Source organism: Malikia spinosa (assembly GCF_002980625.1).
GTDB classification, from domain to species: domain Bacteria; phylum Pseudomonadota; class Gammaproteobacteria; order Burkholderiales; family Burkholderiaceae_C; genus Malikia; species Malikia spinosa.
In genome coordinates, this window is record NZ_PVLR01000036.1 from 73836 (window position 1) to 93746 (window position 19911).

At 65.8% G+C, this 19911-nt stretch carries 22 protein-coding genes; 9 read left to right on the forward strand and 13 right to left on the reverse strand.

Annotation, left to right across the window (positions count from 1 at the left end; all coding sequences use genetic code 11):
- Positions 1–48 precede the first annotated feature (48 nt).
- Positions 49–981 (reverse strand): endonuclease, encoded by a 933-nt coding sequence (locus tag C6P61_RS12415; protein WP_105730242.1) that lies wholly within the window; start codon positions 979–981, stop codon positions 49–51.
- 6 nt (positions 982–987) lie between these two features.
- Entirely contained in the window at positions 988–2367 is a 1380-nt protein-coding gene (gene trhP, locus C6P61_RS12420; protein WP_105730243.1) for a prephenate-dependent tRNA uridine(34) hydroxylase TrhP, read from the reverse strand.
- A 207-nt stretch (positions 2368–2574) separates the two neighbouring features.
- On the opposite strand from trhP, the gene C6P61_RS12425 reads away from it, so the two are divergent.
- Positions 2575–2769, forward strand: a complete 195-nt coding sequence (locus C6P61_RS12425; RefSeq protein ID WP_105730244.1) for an NF038104 family lipoprotein — start codon at positions 2575–2577, stop codon at positions 2767–2769.
- Between the two features lie 313 nt (positions 2770–3082).
- On the opposite strand, the gene C6P61_RS12430 is transcribed toward C6P61_RS12425, so the two are convergent.
- The 3 genes from C6P61_RS12430 to C6P61_RS12440 are packed head-to-tail and all read right to left on the reverse strand — an operon-like array spanning position 3083 to position 4892.
- The gene (locus C6P61_RS12430) at positions 3083–3838 is read right to left on the reverse strand and encodes a cytochrome b/b6 domain-containing protein (protein ID WP_105730245.1); all 756 of its coding nucleotides are present in this window, start codon (positions 3836–3838) and stop codon (positions 3083–3085) included.
- A gap of 36 nt (positions 3839–3874) precedes the next feature.
- Positions 3875–4441 carry a diheme cytochrome c gene (locus C6P61_RS12435; protein WP_105730246.1) on the reverse strand — a complete coding sequence of 189 codons (567 nt, stop codon included), beginning with the start codon at positions 4439–4441 and terminating at the stop codon, positions 3875–3877.
- A gap of 22 nt (positions 4442–4463) precedes the next feature.
- On the reverse strand, positions 4464–4892 hold the full coding sequence (locus C6P61_RS12440; protein ID WP_105730247.1) for a DUF1924 domain-containing protein: 429 nt from the start codon (positions 4890–4892) through the stop codon (positions 4464–4466).
- Between the two features lie 209 nt (positions 4893–5101).
- Between C6P61_RS12440 and C6P61_RS12445 the strand changes: the two genes are divergently transcribed.
- The 5 genes from C6P61_RS12445 (at position 5102) to C6P61_RS12465 (ending at position 9449) form a co-directional block, all read left to right on the forward strand.
- Positions 5102–5293, forward strand: a complete 192-nt coding sequence (locus C6P61_RS12445; protein WP_105730248.1) for a YgaP family membrane protein — start codon at positions 5102–5104, stop codon at positions 5291–5293.
- A gap of 168 nt (positions 5294–5461) precedes the next feature.
- Complete coding sequence (gene ccoG / locus C6P61_RS12450; protein ID WP_105730249.1) at positions 5462–6886, forward strand: cytochrome c oxidase accessory protein CcoG; 1425 nt, start codon at positions 5462–5464, stop codon at positions 6884–6886.
- Between the two features lie 102 nt (positions 6887–6988).
- Positions 6989–7324 (forward strand): PepSY domain-containing protein, encoded by a 336-nt coding sequence (locus C6P61_RS12455; protein ID WP_105730250.1) that lies wholly within the window; start codon positions 6989–6991, stop codon positions 7322–7324.
- Positions 7324–7998 (forward strand): response regulator transcription factor, encoded by a 675-nt coding sequence (locus tag C6P61_RS12460; protein ID WP_105730251.1) that lies wholly within the window; start codon positions 7324–7326, stop codon positions 7996–7998. Before C6P61_RS12455 ends, C6P61_RS12460 begins: the two co-directional genes overlap by 1 nt.
- On the forward strand, positions 7995–9449 hold the full coding sequence (locus tag C6P61_RS12465) for an ATP-binding protein (RefSeq protein ID WP_105730252.1): 1455 nt from the start codon (positions 7995–7997) through the stop codon (positions 9447–9449). The genes C6P61_RS12460 and C6P61_RS12465 overlap by 4 nt, the downstream gene beginning before the upstream one ends.
- Before the next feature lie 55 nt (positions 9450–9504).
- On the opposite strand, the gene C6P61_RS12470 is transcribed toward C6P61_RS12465, so the two are convergent.
- Entirely contained in the window at positions 9505–9990 is a 486-nt protein-coding gene (locus tag C6P61_RS12470; RefSeq protein ID WP_105730253.1) for a YajQ family cyclic di-GMP-binding protein, read from the reverse strand.
- A gap of 70 nt (positions 9991–10060) precedes the next feature.
- Here C6P61_RS12470 and murB point away from each other — a divergent pair, with 70 nt between their 5' ends.
- Both murB and C6P61_RS12480 read left to right on the forward strand, forming a co-directional pair.
- Entirely contained in the window at positions 10061–11116 is a 1056-nt protein-coding gene (gene murB / locus C6P61_RS12475) for a UDP-N-acetylmuramate dehydrogenase (RefSeq protein WP_105730254.1), read from the forward strand.
- Between the two features lie 97 nt (positions 11117–11213).
- The gene (locus tag C6P61_RS12480) at positions 11214–12398 is read left to right on the forward strand and encodes a GGDEF domain-containing protein (RefSeq protein WP_105730255.1); all 1185 of its coding nucleotides are present in this window, start codon (positions 11214–11216) and stop codon (positions 12396–12398) included.
- Between the two features lie 91 nt (positions 12399–12489).
- Here the strand turns inward: C6P61_RS12480 and argG are convergent, their stop codons facing one another.
- From argG to C6P61_RS12495, 3 genes are all read right to left on the reverse strand, one after another.
- Complete coding sequence (gene argG, locus C6P61_RS12485; protein WP_105730256.1) at positions 12490–13827, reverse strand: argininosuccinate synthase; 1338 nt, start codon at positions 13825–13827, stop codon at positions 12490–12492.
- Between the two features lie 19 nt (positions 13828–13846).
- Positions 13847–14164 (reverse strand): pyrimidine/purine nucleoside phosphorylase, encoded by a 318-nt coding sequence (gene ppnP / locus C6P61_RS12490; protein WP_105730257.1) that lies wholly within the window; start codon positions 14162–14164, stop codon positions 13847–13849.
- A 122-nt stretch (positions 14165–14286) separates the two neighbouring features.
- On the reverse strand, positions 14287–14631 hold the full coding sequence (locus C6P61_RS12495; RefSeq protein ID WP_105730258.1) for an arsenate reductase: 345 nt from the start codon (positions 14629–14631) through the stop codon (positions 14287–14289).
- Positions 14632–14783: 152 nt separating this feature from the next.
- On the opposite strand from C6P61_RS12495, the gene C6P61_RS12500 reads away from it, so the two are divergent.
- The gene (locus C6P61_RS12500) at positions 14784–16415 is read left to right on the forward strand and encodes an AAA family ATPase (protein WP_170067386.1); all 1632 of its coding nucleotides are present in this window, start codon (positions 14784–14786) and stop codon (positions 16413–16415) included.
- A 26-nt stretch (positions 16416–16441) separates the two neighbouring features.
- Here the strand turns inward: C6P61_RS12500 and C6P61_RS12505 are convergent, their stop codons facing one another.
- From C6P61_RS12505 to C6P61_RS12520, 4 genes are read right to left on the reverse strand one after another with little or no spacing between them, the layout of a single operon-like run.
- A complete protein-coding gene (locus tag C6P61_RS12505) occupies positions 16442–16768 on the reverse strand; it encodes a YkvA family protein (RefSeq protein ID WP_105730260.1) in 327 nt (108 codons plus the stop codon).
- A 44-nt stretch (positions 16769–16812) separates the two neighbouring features.
- Positions 16813–18102 (reverse strand): DUF445 domain-containing protein, encoded by a 1290-nt coding sequence (locus C6P61_RS12510; RefSeq protein ID WP_105730261.1) that lies wholly within the window; start codon positions 18100–18102, stop codon positions 16813–16815.
- 5 nt (positions 18103–18107) lie between these two features.
- Positions 18108–18404 (reverse strand): YkgJ family cysteine cluster protein, encoded by a 297-nt coding sequence (locus tag C6P61_RS12515; RefSeq protein WP_105730262.1) that lies wholly within the window; start codon positions 18402–18404, stop codon positions 18108–18110.
- Entirely contained in the window at positions 18401–19849 is a 1449-nt protein-coding gene (locus C6P61_RS12520; RefSeq protein WP_146115049.1) for a hypothetical protein, read from the reverse strand. Before C6P61_RS12520 ends, C6P61_RS12515 begins: the two co-directional genes overlap by 4 nt.
- Positions 19850–19911: the final 62 nt, after the last annotated feature.

Below are 19911 nucleotides of genomic sequence, written 5' to 3' on the forward strand. Positions count from 1 at the left end.
TCTATGGTAGCGCTGTCGTTTGCCGGGCGGGTCCGGATTGCCGGCTGGTCAGGCTTGCAGTGGCAGGATCTCGGCCTGCCCGGTCAGCAGCGGACGGCACAGCACCTTGTAGCCGTCGGCATCGAAGCCTGCCGCGACCTGAGCCAGTGCTCTGGCCTGTTCGAGCTGGCTGACGCTGCCCAGGTAGCACCAGTTGCGCACGACATGGATCTGCAGCATGGCATCTGCCGGGCCCGCGGTTTCAGGCTTGAGTCCTGCTTCGCCCGCAACGGTCATGGTCGGGTCGGCCGGCCAGCGCTCGACCAGTCCGATCGCACCGGAATAAGGCCAGCAGGCGATGCGCAGTCCGTCCAGCGCGCTCAGCAGCCGTGCGCGGTGCTCGGCTTCGCTTTCGCGGCCGCAGCAGACGCCGGCGCATTGCTTGAGCATGGAGCGAAAGCAGCCGCGCCCGCCAGCGGGCTTTTCCAGGCCCAGTACGGCATAGCAGAGCCGGTGCTCGTCGGCCAGCGCGCGCAGGCCTTCGAGCGCCGCATGCCGGCTTGCATAGAGACCGAACAGCTCGGGCGTGAGCGCGAAGTCGATGTCCTTCGAATGGACCACCTCGGGCCGGCCATCTGACGCCAGCCTGAGTGCGCAGAGCTGCTTGTTGCGGCGCAGCTTCTGGTTGAACAGCGGCTGTTGCTGCTTGATCTGCTGGGCTTCGAGCAGCAGCGCGCCGATCTCGCCCGCGGTGCGCTCGAAGCTGATCGCACGGGTCTGGCGCAGCATGCGGTCCTCGTCGGGGTTGCGCAGGTGCGACAGCAGCCGCGCGCGCAGGTTCACGCTCTTGCCGATGTAGAGCGGCAGGTCGCCAGGCTGGCCGTGGAAGGTGTAGACCCCGGGCGCGGCTGGCGCGCCGGCTGCCTGCTCGCGCAGGTGCTCGGGGTACTGGAACTCGCGGCCGGCCTCGAAGTCAGCGCGGCGCCGGCGCGGCAACTGCATGGCGGCTCAGGCCACCGCGGCCGGGATCAGTCGCGCCAGCAGTGCGCCGTTGTACTGCTCGGGCAGCGGAATGCGCACATGCAGCGGGCTGCCCGGCGCGACGCCGATTGCCTCTCCGTCCATCTTCTGCATTTCCTTCAGCTCGATCACATGGTTGCCGCTCGGGTGGATGACCTGGATCTGGTCGCCGACCGAGAACTTGTTCTTGACCACCACCTCGGCCCAGCCGTCAGCCGCGTTGAGCACGTCGCCGACATAGTGGCTGTGGCCGACCAGCGAATGGCCGGTCTCGTAGTTCTGGTAGTCCTGGCTCGGGCGGCGCTCCAGGAAGCCGCTGGTGTAGCCGCGGTTCGCCAGGCCTTCTAGCTCGGTGATCAAGAGCGGGTTGAACTGGCGTCCCGCCACGGCGTCGTCGATCGCCTGGCGGTAGATCTGCGCCGTGCGCGCGACGTAGTACAGGCTCTTGGTGCGGCCCTCGATCTTGAGCGAATCGACGCCGATCTCGGCCAGGCGCTGCACATGCTCGATCGCGCGCAGGTCTTTGCTGTTCATGATGTAGGTGCCGTGCTCGTCTTCCATGATCGGCATCAGCTGGCCCGGGCGGCCCGCTTCCTCGATCAGGTAGACCTGGTCGGCTTTCGGGTGGCGCTCGCCGCCGCCGCAGGCCGCGAACGAGGACTCGGCTTCCTCCTGCGCCTGGTTGAAGTTGAAGCCCTGCTCCATCTTGATCGCGATCGCCTCGCCGGTGTTGGGATCGGTCGCGGTCTCCTGGGCCGCGTAGTTCCAGCGGCAGGCATTGGTGCAGGTGCCCTGGTTCGGGTCGCGCCGGTTGAAGTAGCCCGACAGCAGGCAGCGGCCCGAGTAGGCGATGCACAGCGCGCCGTGCACGAAGACTTCGAGCTCCATGTCCGGGCATTCCTGGCGGATCTTCTCGATCTCGTCCAGGCTCAATTCGCGGCTCAGGATGATGCGCGCGACGCCCATCTTCTGCCAGAACTTGACCGCCGCATAGTTGACCGTGTTGGCCTGCACCGACAGGTGGATAGCCATCTCGGGGTACTGCTCGCGCATCATCATGATCAGGCCCGGGTCGGCCATGATCAGCGCATCGGGCTTCATCGCGATCACCGGCGCGATGTCGCGCATATAGGTGCGGACCTTGTCGTTGTGCGGCAGCAGGTTGCTGGTGACGAAGAACTTCTTGCCGCGCGCATGCGCCTCGCGGATGCCGATCTCGATCTGCTCCAGGCGGAATTCGTTGTTGCGCGCGCGCAAGCTGTAGCGCGGCTGGCCGGCGTAGATCGCGTCGGCGCCGAAGTCGTAGGCGGCACGCATCTTGTCGAGCGAGCCAGCGGGCAGCAGCAGTTCGGGGGCTTTGAGAGTCATGGGGCGTGATTGTCCTGGAAACCGGCCCATTGCTCACGCCCGGTCATGTTTTGCCCCCACGCCGATGTCAGGCGCCGCCTCGCTGCCCGAGTCAGGCCGCGCATCAGGGCCGGGTCAGCGCTGGAACGGACGGTCGCTAGAATCGCGCCCAAGCTCCTGCCCGCTGGCGCAGGTTATCTCCCGATCGACGCTTCACTGCCTCTTCCCATGGCCCCACAGAATTTCCTGATCCGCCCCTTGCTGGGCCTGGCGCTGAGCGTCCTGTTGCTGGGCCTGCAGGGCTGTGCGGTGGTCGCGGTCGCGGATGCCGCGGTCACGGTAGTGGCTACCGGGGTTTCGATCACGGCCAAGGCGGTTGGTGCCGTGGCCGATGCCGTGATCCCGGACGGCGACGACGATTAATGCCGACGGCGGGCACAGCCTGCCAAGTGCCTGATTTTTCGGGGCTTTTCTGGCTTATCCAGAAAATCTGTGGATAACTTTGTTGAGATCCTGGTGGGCAACTGCGGCTGGCCTTGTAAATCAAGACATTCATTGCCTTGCCTAAAAAACAGGCAATCCATGGATCTTGATGAAAATCAATGGCTTGCCTGATTGCCGCCAGTCGATTGATGCCGTTGCCAGGGGCTTGTCGCGACTGGCATGGTTTGTGACAGTTCCGCCTGGCTTGTGCATAAAACCCATGGTCCGTTGCGCCGTTCAAGACCCGGACGGTTCAATCGTCGTCGTCGCCGGCCAGCACCTGCTGCAAGGCCTGGGTCGACAGCAGGCCGTTGGGTGCCTGTTGCCATTCCCAGCGCCAGTAGCCCAGCACCGCGAGCAGCAGCAACACGGCCAGCCAGCCCTGGTTGCGACGCACCAGATCCGGTCCCTTGCCGGGCAGGCGGCCGGTCAGCATTGGCAGGGCCTGGTTCTTGCGACGCCACAGGCTGATCCCGAACAGCAGGCCCAGGTGGGCCAGCACCAGCATCAGGTAGCCGTTGCCGAAGAATTCGTGCAGTTCCTCCAGCCACTCGCCGCCCCACTCATGGTAGATGGCATAGCCGCTCAGCGTCAGCGGCAGCACGCACAGCAGCAGCAACGTGATCGCCAGCGCCATCAGCAGGTTCTGTCCCGGTTGCCAGTTGACCTGACCCCTGGCCAGGCTGGCCGGCAATCCGCGCAGCCAGGCCAGTCCCAGCGTCAGCTTGTTGCGCAGCACCGACAGCCGGACCTGGCGCGGGCCGAACAGTCCGTACAGCAGCCGGAACACAATCAGCCCGGCCATGGTGTAGCCCAGGGTCACATGCAGGGCGCGCAGGCGCTCGCCGTCGCCGGTCAGGTAGGCGCCCAGGAAGCTCAGCGCCAGCAACCAGTGGTAGACGCGGGTCGGGGCGTCGGTCACGCGCCGGCCGCCAGTGCTGGCGTTGGCCTTGGTGGCGCGACTGGCGGTTGTCGGGCGGTCCGTCGTGGTGGGGGCAGTGATGTTCATCTTGGTTCCTTGCAAAAGCCCATGGCTCAAATACGCTCAGTCCTGTTCCCAGTTACGCCGATAGCGCGCGTCCAGCCCGGCCGGAAAGCGCAGTTCGTCGTCGTCGAAGCGGCCCTTTTCGGCGCCGCTGTGGCAGGCCATGCAGTTGGCCGCGCTCTTGACTGCCGCCTGCTTCCAGATCGTCGGGTCGAGCTCGCGGTGCTTGCGCTCGAACCAGGGCGAGCGCGTGATGCGGTCCTGCGGCGGCGGTGTGCTGGTGACCCGCTTGTAGCTGCCGGCATGGGTCTGCAGCCAGGCACCGATCTGGCGCACGCTGGCCTCGTCGAGCGAGGCATCGGTGCCGTAATGGCGCTCGAGTCCGCCCATGATCCGGTTCCAGGACGGCGCCGGCAGCATGCCGGGCGGGTAGGCCAGGTGGCAGGCCGCGCATTCCTGCTGGTAGGCCGGCAGGATCTGGCGCGGCATCGCGCTGCCGCTGTCGGCCAGCGCGGGCGGCATCAGCAGGCATAGGCCGGCCAGGGTCGCCAGCGCCGGCAGCAGGCGGGAGGCCAGGCCGGGCCGTGAGGTGGGGGCGGTCAGAGTGGTCAGTGGATCGGGCTTCATGGCGGGGTACTCCGGCGCGGATTCAGGGCTTGAGGCTGACCAGGTAGGCCATCAGGTCGGATTTCTCGGCCGGCGTGCATTCGCGCGCCAGCACATCCTTGCAGTTGCGCCGGAACCATTTGTCGACCTTGGCGGTCTCGGTGAAGGCCTGCGGGTTGAAGGCCGGTGCCAGTGGCGCGATCCGACGCCCGGTGCTGGCATGCTTGCCGTCCCGGGTCGGCGGCGCCTGGTGGCAGGAGGCGCAGGACAGGTCGTTGCCATGCTGGCCGGCAAAGAAGATCCTGCCGCGTTCGACATTGCCGCTGGCGCCAGCGGCGGCGTTCCAGCGCGCGAGCTGTTCGGCGGCACTGGTGTCGGCGGCCAGCGCCGGCCAGGCGGCGCTCGCCAGCAGCAGGCTGAGCAGGGCGGCGCGCAGCGCTGGGGTCCGGGCTGGCGGGTGGGCTGTTGTCATCTGGTGGTTCCCTGAGAGTGAAAGAATCTGTTGGCATGGATGATGCGTCGCCAGGCCTGTACCGGGCCTGAAGCTGCCGTTCATCCGCCGTTCAGCTTGGCCGTCAGCCCGGGACCCTCTGACAGGCTTGACCGACTTGGCGATAGTTCGTAATCTGGTCTGCTAATCCTCGTATACTGAGGAGGGTATTCATGCCAACAAGGATCATCATGAAAAGCAATGTCGGTGGAATCGATCGGGTGCTGCGCATCGTCCTGGGTCTGTTGCTGATCGCCCTGGCGGCGACCGGTACCGTGGGCGCCTGGGGCTACCTGGGCCTGCTGCCCTTGTTGACCGGTCTGGTGGGCTGGTGCGGCCTGTACCGCGTGCTGGGCGTCAACACCTGCCCGCTGAAGAAATGACACGCCAAGGCGGCTGAAGGCCGGCCGGGCGCTGGTCTGAACCTTAAGTCTGACTGCGCATAATCGAGGCTGCTGACGGGGGCCGGCCGCGCCGCGCCATGGCGCCAGCAGTGCCAATGCGGGGTGCTCGGGTGCAGGGCGCCGCCCCTTTTTTCGATTGGAATTTCTATGACGACGAAGCCTGACAAATCACGCGCTGAGCAAGCGCCCGACGAAGTCGAGATATCTCTCTATCAGTCAAGCAAGAAGATCTACGCGCGCTCGGTCAAGGGCCTGTTCAACACCTGGCGCTGGGCGCTGGTCTGGATCACGCAGATCGTCTTCTACGGCCTGCCCTGGCTGGTCTGGAACAACCGCCAGGCGGTGCTGTTCGACCTCGAGACCCGGCGCTTCTATCTGTTCGGCCTGGTGCTCTATCCGCAGGACTTCATCTACCTGACCGGCCTGCTGGTGATCGCGGCGCTGGCGCTGTTCCTCTTCACTGCGGTGGCCGGGCGACTCTGGTGCGGCTTCGCCTGTCCGCAGACGGTCTACACCGAGATCTTCATGTGGATCGAGAAGAAGGTCGAGGGCGACCGCAGCGCACGCATGCGGCTCGACGACGGTCCGATGTCGGGCGTCAAGTTCGGCCGCAAGGCGCTCAAGCACCTGATCTGGGTCCTGTTCGGACTCTGGACCGGTTTCACCTTCGTCGGTTATTTCACGCCGATCACGCTGCTGGCCAGCGAGGTAGCAAGCTGGACCCTGGGCCCGTGGGAGACCTTCTGGATCCTGTTCTACGGTTTCGCGACCTACGGCAATGCCGGCTGGATGCGCGAGCAGGTCTGCAAGTACATGTGCCCCTACGCCCGCTTCCAGAGCGCGATGTTCGACCGCGACACCATGATCGTGACCTACGACGAAGCGCGTGGCGAGCCGCGCGGCGCGCGCAAGAAGTCGGCCGATCCGGCAGCGCTCAATCTGGGCTCCTGCATCGACTGCACGCTCTGCGTCCAGGTCTGTCCGACCGGCATCGACATCCGCAAGGGTCTGCAGTACGAGTGCATCGGCTGCGGTGCCTGCGTCGATGCCTGCGACGACGTGATGGACAAGATGAATTACCCGCGCGGCCTGATCCGGTTCGCGACCGAGAACGGCATGGCCAACAAATGGTCGAACCAGCAGATGGTCCAGCGTGCCCTGCGTCCGCGCGTGCTGATCTACACCGGCGTGCTGATCTCGATCTGCATCGCGGTCGCCGTCAGCCTCTACCTGCGCACGCCGCTCAAGGTCGACGTGATCCGTGACCGTGGCTCGATCGCGCGCATGGTCGAGCAGGGCCGGATCGAGAACGTGTTCCGCCTGCAGGCGATGAACGCGACCGAGGTGGTGCAGACGCTCGAAGTCTCGGTCCAGGGCCTGCCCGGCCTCGAGATCGCGTCCGAGCGCCAGGTGGTGGTGCAGCCGACCGAGGTCCGCTCGCTGGTGCTGCGTCTGCAGATTCCGCCCGGATCGACCGCCAGCGGCTCGCACCCGATCAAGTTCCAGATCCGCTCGCTCAACGACGCCGGCATCGACATCAAGGAAGATTCCGTCTTCCTGGTGCCGCGCTGATTCGCTGCGCCGGCTGGCCCCGCGCGGGCCGGCTGGTTCAGCTGGCGTTCAGGCGGCTGGATCGAGAATCCACGGATCGACTCTTTTCCATCCGCTGCCGCCATGTTCACCTGCTTTCCCCGTCCTGCCTTTTTCTCCCGCTCCCGGCTGACCGCCTGTGCCTTGCTGCTTGGCGGTGCCTGCAGCATGGCGCTGGGCTTTGGCGGTGACCACGAGCGCGCCCGTGCCGCGCTGCAGGCCGGCGAGGTGCTGCCGCTGCCGCAGTTGCTCGAGCGGGTGGCGCGCGAGCAGCCGGGCCAGGTGCTGGCGGTCGAGCTCGAACGCGAGGACGGGCGCTGGGTCTACGAGCTCAAGCTGCTCGATCCGGCCGGCCGACTGGTCAAGCTCGAGGTCGATGCGCGCAGCGCCGAGCTGTTGCGTCGCAAGGGAGGTCGCTGATGCGCGTGCTGGTGGTCGAGGACGAGGCGGCGCTGGCCGCGCAGATTGCCCGCACGCTGCAGGATCGTGGCTATGTGGTCGATCTGGCCAGCGACGGCCGCGAGGCCTGGTACCAGGGCGGGGTGCAGGACTATGACGCGATCCTGCTCGACCTCGGCCTGCCGGTGCTCGACGGCCTCAGCGTGCTGCGGCGCTGGCGCAGCGAGGGCATGCGCAGCCCGGTGCTGGTGCTGACCGCGCGCGACCAGTGGCACGAGAAGGTGGCCGGCATCGACGCCGGCGCCGACGACTACCTGAGCAAGCCCTTTCACATGGAGGAACTGCTCGCGCGCCTGCGCGCCCTGATCCGCCGCGCTGGCGGCCATGCCTCGGCGCTGCTGAGCTGCGGCCCGCTCGAACTCGACACGCGCAGCGCGCGTATCAGCCTGCAGGGCCAGCCGCTGCTGCTGACCGCGCAGGAGTTCAAGCTGCTGGCCTATCTGATCCACCATGCCGGCCAGTTGGTGTCGCGCACCGAACTGACCGAGCATCTCTATGCCCAGGACTGCGAGCGCGACTCCAACACGATCGAGGTCTTCATCGGCCGGCTGCGCAAGAAGCTGCCGGCCGGCCTGATCGAGACCGTGCGCGGCATGGGCTACCGCTTGCAAGCCCCGGACGGGGCCGGCCGATGAGCCGGTCCGGTCTGCGCTGGCGCCTGCCGCAAAGCCTGCGCTGGCGCCTGCTGCTTGGCACTCTGGCTGGATTGACTTTGGCGCTGGTCGTGGCCGGCTTTGCGCTCTCGGGCCTGTTTGCCGACCAGGCGCAGCGCCAGTTCCGTTCGCACTTGCAACTGCAGCTCGACCAGCTCACGGCAGCGTTCGAGGTCGATGCCGCCGGCCAGCCTTCGCTCGGTTCGACCCTGGCCGATCCGCGCTGGCAGCAGCCCTACGGTGGCCTGTACTGGCAGGTCGATGCCCCCGGTCAACAGGGCCTGCTGCGTTCGCGTTCGCTCTGGGACAGCCTGCTGCGGCTGCCCGGTGACGGCCTGCCCAGCGGCCAGACGCACCAGCACCGCCTGAGCGGGCCGGCCGGCCAGCCGGTGCTGGTGCTCGAGCGCCAGGTGATCTGGAGCGCGGGCCCGACTCCTGGCCCTAGCCCGGTCGCCAGCCCGGCCGTTGGCGCGCGCTCGGCGGGCCAGCTGCCTGCCGCCGCTGCGGCGCCGGGCAGCTGGCGGCTGATCGTGGCCCAGGACCTGCGTGAACTCGAAGCCGCGCAGCAGCGCTTCGACCTCACGCTGGCGGCCAGCCTGGCCGTGCTCGGGCTGGCCCTGGCGGCGGCGGCTGTTGCACAGCTGGCATTGGGCCTGGCGCCGCTGCGCCGGCTGCAGCGCGCGGTGCAGCAGGTGCGGGCGGGCGACGCCCAGCGGCTCGAAGGCGAATTTCCGGCCGAGCTTCATCCGCTGGTGCAGGACTTCAATGGCGTGCTGCTGCAAAACGAGCAGGTGGTGCAGCGCGCACGCCAGACTGCGGGCAACCTGGCGCACGCGATCAAGACGCCGCTGGCGGTGCTGGCCAACGCGGCCGAGCAACCGCGCGGCGACCTGCAGGCCTTCGCCACCCTGGTCGACGAACAGGTGCGCAGCGCACGGGCCCAGGTCGAGTGGCATCTGGCGCGCGCGCGCATGGGCGGCAGCGGCGTGCCCGGCTTGCGCAGCCCGGTCGCGCCGGTGCTCGAGGGCCTGTTGCGCGTGATGCGCAAGGTCCACGCCGGCCGCGAACTGCGTTTCGATTGCGACCTGGAACCGGATGCGCTGGCCTTTGCCGGCGAGTCGCAGGACCTGCACGAAATGCTGGGCAACCTGCTCGACAACGCCTGCAAATGGGCCCATGGCCGGGTGGCGGTGCAAGCCCGTGCCGAGGGCCGACGCCTGCTGGTGACGGTCGAGGATGATGGCCCCGGCCTCGGCGCTGCCGAGCGCGAGCGGGTCTTCGAGCGCGGCACCCGCGCCGACGAGCGCCAGCCCGGCAGCGGGCTGGGGCTGGCGATCGTGCGCGAGGTCGCACAGCTCTACCAGGGCCAGGTCAGGCTTGACGCCTCGGTGCTGGGCGGCCTGCGCGCCAGCCTGGAGCTGCCGCTGGCCTGATTCAGGCAGCAGCGGCTCCGCTTCAGCCCCCGAGCCGGCATTCGCCGGCCGCGACTCAGTCGCGGAAGTTGTCGAACGACAGCGGCAGCTCGGTCATGTCCTTGCGGATCAGCGCCATCGCCTGCTGCAGATCGTCGCGCTTGCCACCGGTCACGCGCACCTTCTCTTCCTGGATCGCGGCCTGGACCTTGAGCTTGCTGCCCTTGATCAGCTGCTGGATCTTCTTGGCGTCCTCGCCCGCGATGCCGTTGCGCACCTTGAGCACCTGCTTGACCTTGTCGCCACCGATCTTCTCGACCTTGCCGGCGTCGAGGAAACGCACGTCGACCTGACGCTTGGTCAGCTTGTTGCGCAGGATGTCATCGACCTGCTGGATCTGGAAATCGCTGTCGCCAAACAGCGTGATTTCCTTGTCCTTGAGCTCGACTGCGGCCGAACTGCCCTTGAAGTCGAAGCGGGTGCCGATTTCCTTGGCAGTCTGCTCGACGGCATTCTTGACTTCGACCAGGTTGGGTTCGAGCACGGTATCAAAAGAGGGCATGGCGGATTCCGGAAAAAGTAGAACAGACCGGGCCGCAGCAGCCGCTGCGCCCGGGTGAGACAATTCGCGCATGTTAGTCGAGAAAAACCTGGCCTTGCAGCCCTTCAACAGTTTCGGCATTGCCGCGCGCGCGCTGCGCCTGGCCCGCATCGCCTCGGAGGCCGAGTTGCAGGCGCTGATCCGCCATCCCGATTGGTCGGCCGAAGAGACCTTCGTGCTCGGCGGCGGCAGCAACATCGTGCTGACCGGCGATGTCAGGCAGCTGGTGCTCAAGGTCGAGATCCCGGGCCGGCGCCTGCTGCGCGAGACCGACAAGGGCTGGCTGGTCGAGGCCGGCGCTGGCGAGCGCTGGCATGACTTCGTCGCCTGGACGCTGCAGCAAGGCTGGTCCGGGCTGGAGAACCTGGCGCTGATTCCCGGCACGGTCGGCGCCTCGCCGGTGCAGAACATCGGCGCCTACGGCGTCGAGTGCCAGGACCGCTTCGATTCGCTCGACGCGATCGACCTCGAGACCGGCGAGTCCTTCAGCCTGAACGCGGCGCAATGCGGCTTTGGCTACCGCGATTCGGTCTTCAAGCATGAGCGCGCCGCCGATGGGCGCGGCTTCGGCCTCAAGGGCCGGGCGCTGATCACGCGCGTGCGCTTCCTGCTGCCGAAGCCCTGGCAGCCGGTGCTGGGCTATCTCGACCTCGAGCGCAAGATGGCCGAGCTCGGCCTCGTCAATCCGAGCGCGCAGCAGATCTTCGACATGGTCTGTGCCGTGCGGCGCGCCAAGCTGCCCGACCCGGTCGTGATCGGCAACGCCGGCAGCTTCTTCAAGAACCCTAGCGTCACGCCCGAGCAATGCGCCGACATCATCGCGCGCGAGCCCAAGGTGGTGCATTACCCGATGCCTGATGGCAGCATCAAGCTCGCCGCCGGCTGGCTGATCGACGCCTGCGGTTGGAAGGGCAAGACCGTCGGTCATGCCGGCGTCTACGACAAGCAGGCGCTGGTGCTGGTGAACCGCGGCGACGCCGAACACCCCTGCACCGGCGGCGAAGTCATGACGCTGGCGCGTGCGATCCAGACCAGCGTCTACGAGCGCTTCGGCATCCGGCTTGAGCCCGAGCCGGTGGTGCTTTGATCCAGGCTCCCACACCTTTCCTGCCTGGATTTAGTTTACATTTTGCATTCTGTCGGCTCGAGTCGGTGTTAGTGTGCTCCCAAAAAAAGGAGTACCGATGTCCTGTGATGGGGAACTGCGTGCGCGCATCGAGCAGTCGTTGCGGCGCGCCATGTCGCCGGTGCCGGCTGAACTGCTGACGGCCTACTACGGCTACCAGGATATCCATTTCAGGCGCTACCTGCTCGTGACCAATTTCCTCGGGCAGGCGGCCTACCTGTCCTATGCGCTGGCCGACAGACTCGTCGTGCCCGACATCTTCGCTGCATCGCTGGCTTGGCGCGGGACCTATATCGGACTGATCCTGCTGCTGACCCTGGCCGCCTTTCGCTGGTGCCGTGACATCCGCTTGCTCGACCTGCTGCTGCCTGTCAGCATCCTGCTGGCTGCCATGATCTGGTTCCGCCTGCTGGTTGACAGCAACAGTCCCCATGTCACGACCTACCAGTACGCCTCACTGATCTTCATCGTGCTGGCCAATCTCTGCATACAGGTCCGCTTTGTGCCTGCCTTGCTGCTGTCGCTGCTGATCTCGGCCGTGACCCTGGCGGGGGTTCACCGGCTGGCCGCAGGCGACGGCATGACCTTGCTGGTATTCGGTCTGGTCTACCTGCCGGTGCTGTTCTTCAGCCTCTTCATCAGCTTCAGCAACACGCTCGAACGGCGCCGCATCTTCTTGCGCTCGCGGCTCGACGCCATGACGCGCGATGAGCTCGCGCAGGCCAACCGCAAGCTGCAGACCCTGGCCCATACCGATCCGCTCACGGGCACCAGCAACCGGCGCCAGTTCCATCTCAGCGCCGAGCGCGAGCTGGCCCGTGCCCGCCGGCAGCAAGAGCCGATCTGCCTGCTGATGCTGGATATCGACCATTTCAAGCGCATCAACGACCAGCATGGCCATGATGCCGGCGATCGCGTGCTGCGCGAACTGGCCGGGACGGCGCGAAAAATGCTGCGCGAACCCGACCTGCTGGCCCGCTTCGGTGGCGAGGAATTCGTGGCCCTGCTGCCCAACACTGCCCTGGATTCCGCCCGGACCGTGGCCGAACGTCTGCGCGTCAAGCTCAGCGAGCTCCGGATACCGGACTTGCCGCAGGCGCCGATCCGGATCACCGTCTCGATCGGCGTCGCGCCACTGTACCAGTTCGATCTGGACCAGGCGCTCAAGGAGGCCGACCGGGCGCTCTACCTGGCCAAGCACGGTGGCCGCAACCAGGTCAGGCTGGCAACGTCCACCGGCTGAACCAGGGCCCCGTACGGATGTGGCCGCCCAGTGGACAGCAAAAAGGCCGGCAAATGCCGGCCCTGCTGGAGCTTGAACCGCCAGCAGCCGCTTACTGGCTGCCGCCCAGCTTCAGGAAGTCCTCGCCCTGGCCCAGCGAGAGCAGGCCGGCGTCGGAGTAGATGCCGAGCTTGGCGCGCGTGTCGACGATGTCGAGGTTGCGCATCGTCAGCTGGCCGATGCGGTCCAGCGGCGTGAACGGCGCGTCCTCGACCTTTTCCATCGACAGGCGCTCGGGCGCGTAGGTCAGGTTCGGGCTGTCGGTGTTGAGGATCGAGTAGTCGTTGCCGCGACGCAGCTCCAGCGTCACCTCGCCGGTGATGGCGCGTGCCACCCAGCGCTGGGCCGTCTCGCGCAGCATGATGGCCTGCGGGTCGAACCAGCGGCCCTGGTACAGCAGGCGGCCGAGCTTGAGACCGTTGATGCGGTACTGCTCGATCGTGTCCTCGTTGTGGATGCCGGTGACCAGGCGCTCGTAGGCAATGTGCAGCAGCGCCAGGCCCGGGGCCTCGTAGATGCCGCGGCTCTTGGCCTCGATGATGCGGTTCTCGATCTGGTCGCTCATGCCCAGGCCGTGACGCCCGCCGATGCGGTTGGCTTCCAGGATCAGCTCGACCGGCGACTCGAAGGTCTTGCCGTTGAGCGCGACCGGCATGCCTTGCTCGAAGCGCACGGTCACTTCCTCGGCCTTGACCGCGACCTCGTCCTTCCAGAACGCCACGCCCATGATCGGGTTCACGATCCGGATGCCCGAGCTCAGGTGCTCCAGGTCCTTGGCCTCGTGGGTGGCGCCCAGCATGTTCGAGTCGGTGCTGTAGGCCTTCTCGACCGACATCTTGTAGTCGAAGCCGTTGGCGATCAGGAACTCGCTCATCTCCTTGCGGCCGCCGAGCTCGTCGATGAACTGCTGGTCCAGCCAGGGCTTGTAGATCTTGAGCGCCGGGTTGGTCAGCAGGCCGTAGCGGTAGAAGCGCTCGATGTCATTGCCCTTGTAGGTCGAACCGTCGCCCCAGATGTTGACGTCGTCTTCCTTCATCGCGGCCACCAGCATGGTGCCGGTCACGGCGCGGCCCAGCGGGGTGGTGTTGAAGTAGGTCACGCCAGCGGTGCTGATGTGGAAGGCACCTGCCTGCAGCGCGGCGATGCCTTCGGCGGCCAGTTGCGGGCGGCAGTCGATCAGACGCGCCTGCACCGCGCCGTAGCCCATGGCCTTGCGCGGGATCTCGTCGTAGTCGGACTCGTCGGGCTGGCCCAGGTTGGCGGTGTAGGCGTAGGGCAGGGCGCCCTTGAGCTTCATCCACAGCAGCGCGGCGCTGGTGTCGAGGCCGCCCGAGAAGGCGATGCCGACCTTCTGGCCGATGGGCAGGTTTTGCAGGATGGTGGCGGACATGTTCGGGTCTTTCTCCGGATCAGCCGAAGTGGCAGATGTAGTGGTAGGCCTCGGTCACGCGGATCTCGAAGCTGCTGTTGCCAGCGATGCTGAACTGCTCGCCCGGCTTGGAAGTCAGCCACTGGTCGCTGCCGGCGAGCTTGTACTCGCAGGAGCCGGCCACGCATTCCATGATCTCGGGCGCGCCGGTGTTGAAGGTCAGGGTCGCGGGCAGCACCACGCCGACCGACTTCTTGGTGCCGTCGGGGAAGGTGATGCCGTGGCTGACGCACTTGCCATCGAAGTAGACGCTGGCCTGGGTGTTGACGGACACGCCGTCGATCTGGGTGGTGCTCATGGGGTTTGCTCGCGAGACATCGCGGTTAAAAAGGTGGAGAAAGCCTGGCGCCGCCCGCAGCGACGCGCCAACCCGCCATTTTAGAGGCGCGGGCGGCAGGCTTTGCGGGAAATGTCGCGGCCTCAGGCCCGACCGGCCCAGTCGGCGGCATCGAAGCCGACCGTGATGGCGTTGTCCCACTCGACCACCGGGCGCTTGATCACGCTGGCCTGTGCCATCAGCACCGGGCGGGCCGTGGCGGAATCGACCACGGCAGCCTGTAGTTCGGGGTCGAGCTTGCGCCAGGTCGTTCCCTTGCGGTTGAGCAGCTTGTCCCAGCCGACGGCAGCGATCCAGCCGTCCAGCCTGTCCTCGGGCACGCCCTGTTTCTTGAAGTCGTGAAATTCGTGCGCGACGCCCTGTCCGGTCAGCCAGGCGCGTGCCTTCTTCACCGTGTCGCAGTTGGGGATGCCATAGACCTTGATCATGGGCGAGATTGTGCCGCAGCAGCGCCCCTGGCTCCAGCCATGACGCTGGGGACGGCGGGTACGGCCATGAGCCAAAGGTTTTTCGCAGCTTTTAATAGGAAATATCTCCAAATTGATTTTTAATGCTTCAACCCGCAGACCCGCTCTCATCCATGGCCACCCTCCACCCTTCATTTCCCACCGCTGGCTTGCTCGGTCCAGGCTTCTACCGCGAGCGCGACGTGCTCGAACTGCTCGAAGCCGGCCTGCCAGCGGGTTACGACCTGTTCCACAACGTGGACTGGTCCAGCACGGTCGAGGGCCGGCAGCAAATCGGCGAAATCGACATCGCGGTCGTCTCTTCACTGGGGCATTTGCTGTTGATCGAGGTCAAGTCCGGCGCGCTCGAGGAGGGCGAATCGGGACTGTCCAAGCGCTATGCCAAGCGCGACGAGGCGCTCGATGTCGGACGCCAACTGCGCCGCCAGCACGGCGCTATCCTGTCGCGCCTGACCGACGAAGGCCTGCGCCAGGTCAAGGTCGGCACGCTGCTCGTGCTGCCCGACCATCGCGTCGCCTCGTCGTCGGTGGCGCATCAGTCCGATCGCATCGTCGATGCCGACGGCTATCCCGGACTGTGCCAGCGCGTGCTCGAACTCATGCCCCATGACCCGCTGCCGGACGACACCCGGCAAAGGCTGGTCGACTTCCTGTCGAACCGCTTCAAGGTGCTGCCCGACGTCTCGTCGCGTGTCGGACAGATCGTGCGCACCAGCACTGCGCTGTCGTCCGGGCTCGCGACCTGGATTCCAGCGGTCGAGCATGAGTCGGGCCTGTTCGTGATCGAGGCCACGGCCGGCTCGGGCAAGACCCAGCTCGCGCTCGCGCTGATGCGCCAGGCCCATGTCGCCCAGCAGCGCTGCGCCTATGTCTGCTTCAACCGCGCACTGGCCGACCACATGACGCTGATCGCGCCGTACACGGCGCAAATCATGACCTTCCACGAGGCCTGTGTCGAGCATGCGCGGCGCGGCGGCATCGAGCCGGATTTCAGCCAGCCGGGCATCTACGCCGAACTGGCCGATCAGCTCACGGCCGCCACGCCCCAGATGCCGCCGCGCTGGGACCTGCTGATCCTCGACGAAACCCAGGACTTCGAGCCCGAATGGGCCCAGTCGATGACCGATCTGCTCAAGGACGGTGGCCGGGCCTACCTGCTGGGCGACGCGCAGCAGCGCATCTACCGGCGCGAGGGCTTCGAGCTCGAACAGGCGGTGCGCATCCGCTGCATGGACAACTTCCGCAGTCCGCGCAAGGTCGTCGAGGCAATCAACCTGCTGGGCCTGAGCGAGCGCCCGGTCGTGCCGCGATCGGCGTTCCTGGGCCAGTTGCCAGGGTTTCACGATTACCGCGCCACACCGGGCCGGGCGCTGGCCCAGGTCGAGGCCTGCGTGCGCGAGCTGCGTATTGCTGGCTTCAAGCCGGAGCAGATCGCGGTGCTGACCTACGGCCGCAGCGGCTCCGAGATCCTGGGCCGCGAAACGATCGCCGGCCTGCGTACGCGCCGCTTCACCGGCCGCTACGACTCGGCCGGCAACCCGCTGTGGACCGGGGGCGAGCTGCTGGTCGAGACGCTCTACCGCTTCAAGGGCCAGAGCGCGCCGGCCGTGATCCTGTGCGAGATCGACTTCGAGCAGGTCAGCGACGTCGAGCGGCGCAAGCTGTTCGTCGGCATGACGCGCGCGCAGGTCCGGCTCGAGTGCGTGCTGTCGGAGCGGGCGGCGAGGGGGTTGCTGGCGGGGTGAGCCGTATTTGGCCGCTTGCGGCTCAGTCAGGCCCCAAACCACTCCCTCATCTTCTCTGATACCATCACCTTGACCTGAGCGGTTACATACATCGACACCGTCCCGAGCGCCGCCGCCAGCGCGCCCAGGTCATCGGTGAAGCCCGCGACCGGAATCGCGTCGGGCACCGCATCCACCGGCAGCACGAAATAGGCGAGGGCGCCATAGATCACGGTCTTGGCCCAGACGGGGGTGTTGGGTTGCTGGGCGGCGTAGTAAAGCCACAGCGCCTTCTCGATCACTTCCTTGCCGGCCTTGAGCGCGAAGTTCTTCACCTTGTCCCAAAAACTGCCGTCGTCGAATTCGTTTGCCATGGTTCTTTCCTCTGCGTGAATCTCTGCGTGAATGATGGACGAGTTCAGCCCAGCGCCTGCATCAGAGCATGGATCAGCAAGCCGACCAGCCCGCCGACTATCGTGCCGTTGATGCGAATGAACTGCAGATCGCGCCCGATCGCGAGCTCGATGCGCTGGCTCATTTCCTCCCGGGTCCATTTCGCCAGTTGCAGCTCGATGAAGCGCCCGACCTCGCCGCGGTACTTCCTGATCAGCGTGACGCTGCCGTCCTCGATCGCCTGGTTCAGCCATTGGCGCAGGCCGGGCTTCTCGACCAGAATCTGACCGAGCTTCTGGACCCAGGCCTGGATCTGGCGCAGCAGCGCCGGCTGGTCCTGGCTCAGGTCATGCAGCAGTTTGTCCTTGATCCCGTCCCACAGACCCGACAGCAGCCCTTGCACCTGCGTGTCCTGCACCAGTTCGGCCTGATGGCGCCGGATCTTCTCGGCCCATTGCGGGTCGGCTTTCAGCCGCAGCGCGAAGTCGCCGATCCAGCCGTCGAACACGCCCCTGAAGCGGTGCGCCGGATCGCGCCTGACCTCGTCGAGCTTCTGGTTCAGCGACGCGATTGACCTAGGCGCGTAGGCGTTGATCGCCATCTTCATCATCGAGTTCTCGATGCCCAGGCTGTCGATCAGGAACTGGCTGATGATCGGGTGCTTCTCGGTATCGCCCAGATAGGCACCGGCGCCATCGAGCAGCGCATCGAGCAGTTCCTGATGTCGGCCGCTCTGCATCAGACGGTCCACCAGTTGGCCCGCCGTCCCCGACAGATCGACCTCGGTCAATTGCTGGCCGGCGAGCTCGCGGAGCTTGTCCCGGATCTGCTCGTGATCCAGCGCCTCGATCAGCTGCCGGGCGACACTTGCCGCCGATTGGCCCAGCCCGGCTGTGTGCAACGGATCGAGCAGCCATTCGCCCAAGCACCGCGCGGGGTCGGCCTGCCGGATCTTGCTGCCGATCGCCTCCTCGGTGATGAAATGGTTCTCGACGAAGGCGCCCAGGTTGCGACCGATGGCGTCCTTGCTGTTCGGGATGATCGCCGTGTGCCAGATCGGCAGGCCCAGCGGATGCTTGAACAGCGCGACGACCGCGAACCAGTCGGCGATCGCACCCACCATTGCGGCCTCGGCAAAGGCCGCGACATAGCCCCAGGCCGGGTGCCGGGCGCGCAGCGCATGGGCGACCACGAGCAACACGGCCGCTCCCGCCAGCAGGCCGAGCGCGAACAGCCGCATGGTTCGCAGCTTCTGGCGGCGCAGTTCGTCGGCGGTTTGGTCCAGGTCTTGCTGGATTTCGGTGGGGGTGCGCATGGCATTTACGCTTCAGACTTGGATGCGCCCGGTTTCTCCAAGGCTTGCAAGGATGTGCAGGCGGCCGTGTTCAATCGGATGAATTCAGGCCAGTCCATGAATTGATGATAATGAATCACGAACTGATGATCGACCCGGCAGATCGCAGGCCGAGATTCGTAGATGGAACAGAGCTTGAGCTGATCGTCGTAATGGCGGCATCTCCCATCCCCCCGGTCTAGGAACCGGGTTTCCTCCGCCTTGTCGACGTTGCGGCAGCAGGCGCCGCAACGCTCGCAAGGGAACTCCGGGAGGCTACTCATAAAACGAAAGTCTGGTCGTCATCGGTCATGAATGCGTCGAATTCGGTCAGCGTCTTGAACGGGAGCGAGGCGCCGAATGCCTGGTTGACCCGTTCGAGCTGGGCGGTGAATCCATCCGCATTCCAGTCGAATAGACTGTGCTCTAATCCATCGAAAGCTTGGTTCAGCAGAAGACCACGCTCGGCGAAATGCTTGGCGATCAGGTTGTCCAGTTCGAGCCTGTGAGCGCGCATCAGTGGAATAGCGGCCATGCACAGCGCTTCAATATGCTCTCGCCTCTCGCGCGCGGCCTTGACGACAGCTGCTTCACCTAAGCTGATCAGGCCGGATTGGTGCAACATGTTGCCGACGAAGTAGCCGACGGTCGAACCAACAAAGGCGCCAACGACAGGGATGGGAATGATCGCCTGCCCCAGCGCACCGTAGTAGAACGCACTCGCGCCAGTCATTGCCGTGTGGCTGACCTCGGACAGCAACTGTTCGCCATCGATGTCGCCCTGCAGGTATTTGACGATGGACTTGCCGCTTTGCACGGCGCCTGCGGCGATGGCTAGATGGGCGTTGCTCTTGGTCAGCAGGCTCACCGCGCTTTGCTCCATCCCGGCCTTTACCAGCAGGTGCGGCACTCCCTTGCTGACGGCGGTGGTTACATAGCTGTTCGCGTATCCCTTCGCCGCGTCCACGGCGACTTGGGCGACCACCTCGCCGACATCCGCCTCGCCTCGCGACAGATTGATCAGCCCGCTCACGCCGGAGACGCCGCCCGAAATCGCCGCCCCGATTTTTCCTGCTTCCAGGCCCGAGCGGTGCATTTCCGTGACCACGCCTTGACGCTTGAACTGTCCCGCGAGCCTGGCAGCCTCATTGGGGTCGGTCGCCTGTAGTGCCTCCGAGTACTCGGTCCCGCCCGATGAGACTCCCTCGGCCTCGACGCTCTTGTGTAGCCTCTGGCGCGCGCTGTCGTAGTCGCCAGCCTTCAGCGTACCTTTTTCTATTCGCTTCTCGTAGAGATCCTTGACCTTGCCGTGCTGGTCCGAGGGACCGACCAACCCAACGTCGGAATACTTGGCGTCCGAGAGCATGTGCGCGGTCAAACTGGCCTTGTTGCCCGACTTGAGTTGGAAGTTCTTGATGTGGCGCTGCCCCCTGCGGATGATCACATCGACTGTCTCATCGTTGATGCGTCCCAGGCTGTCGGTGGTCGATGCTTGGAGGTCATTACCTGCCTTGAGCGCGTTCAGGTTGAACTTGGTGACTTCTAGTTGCTCGAACAGCCAACCTTGCGCCTTGTCGGCTGCCATCCCTGATCGCTGTTGGGCGATCTGTTTCAATCTGTCTGCATCCAGCAGCAAGGAGGCTGTTCTTTCTGTGATTTGCTGTGTTTGCCGATCCGCAGCCAGCGCGGACGCATACTGCTTCAGCCTATCTTGTGTTCTTTTTTCCATTGCTTCTGTTGCTAATCAGTTGTCGAGAGTGACATCAAGCTTCGTGAATCGCGCGCCGCATG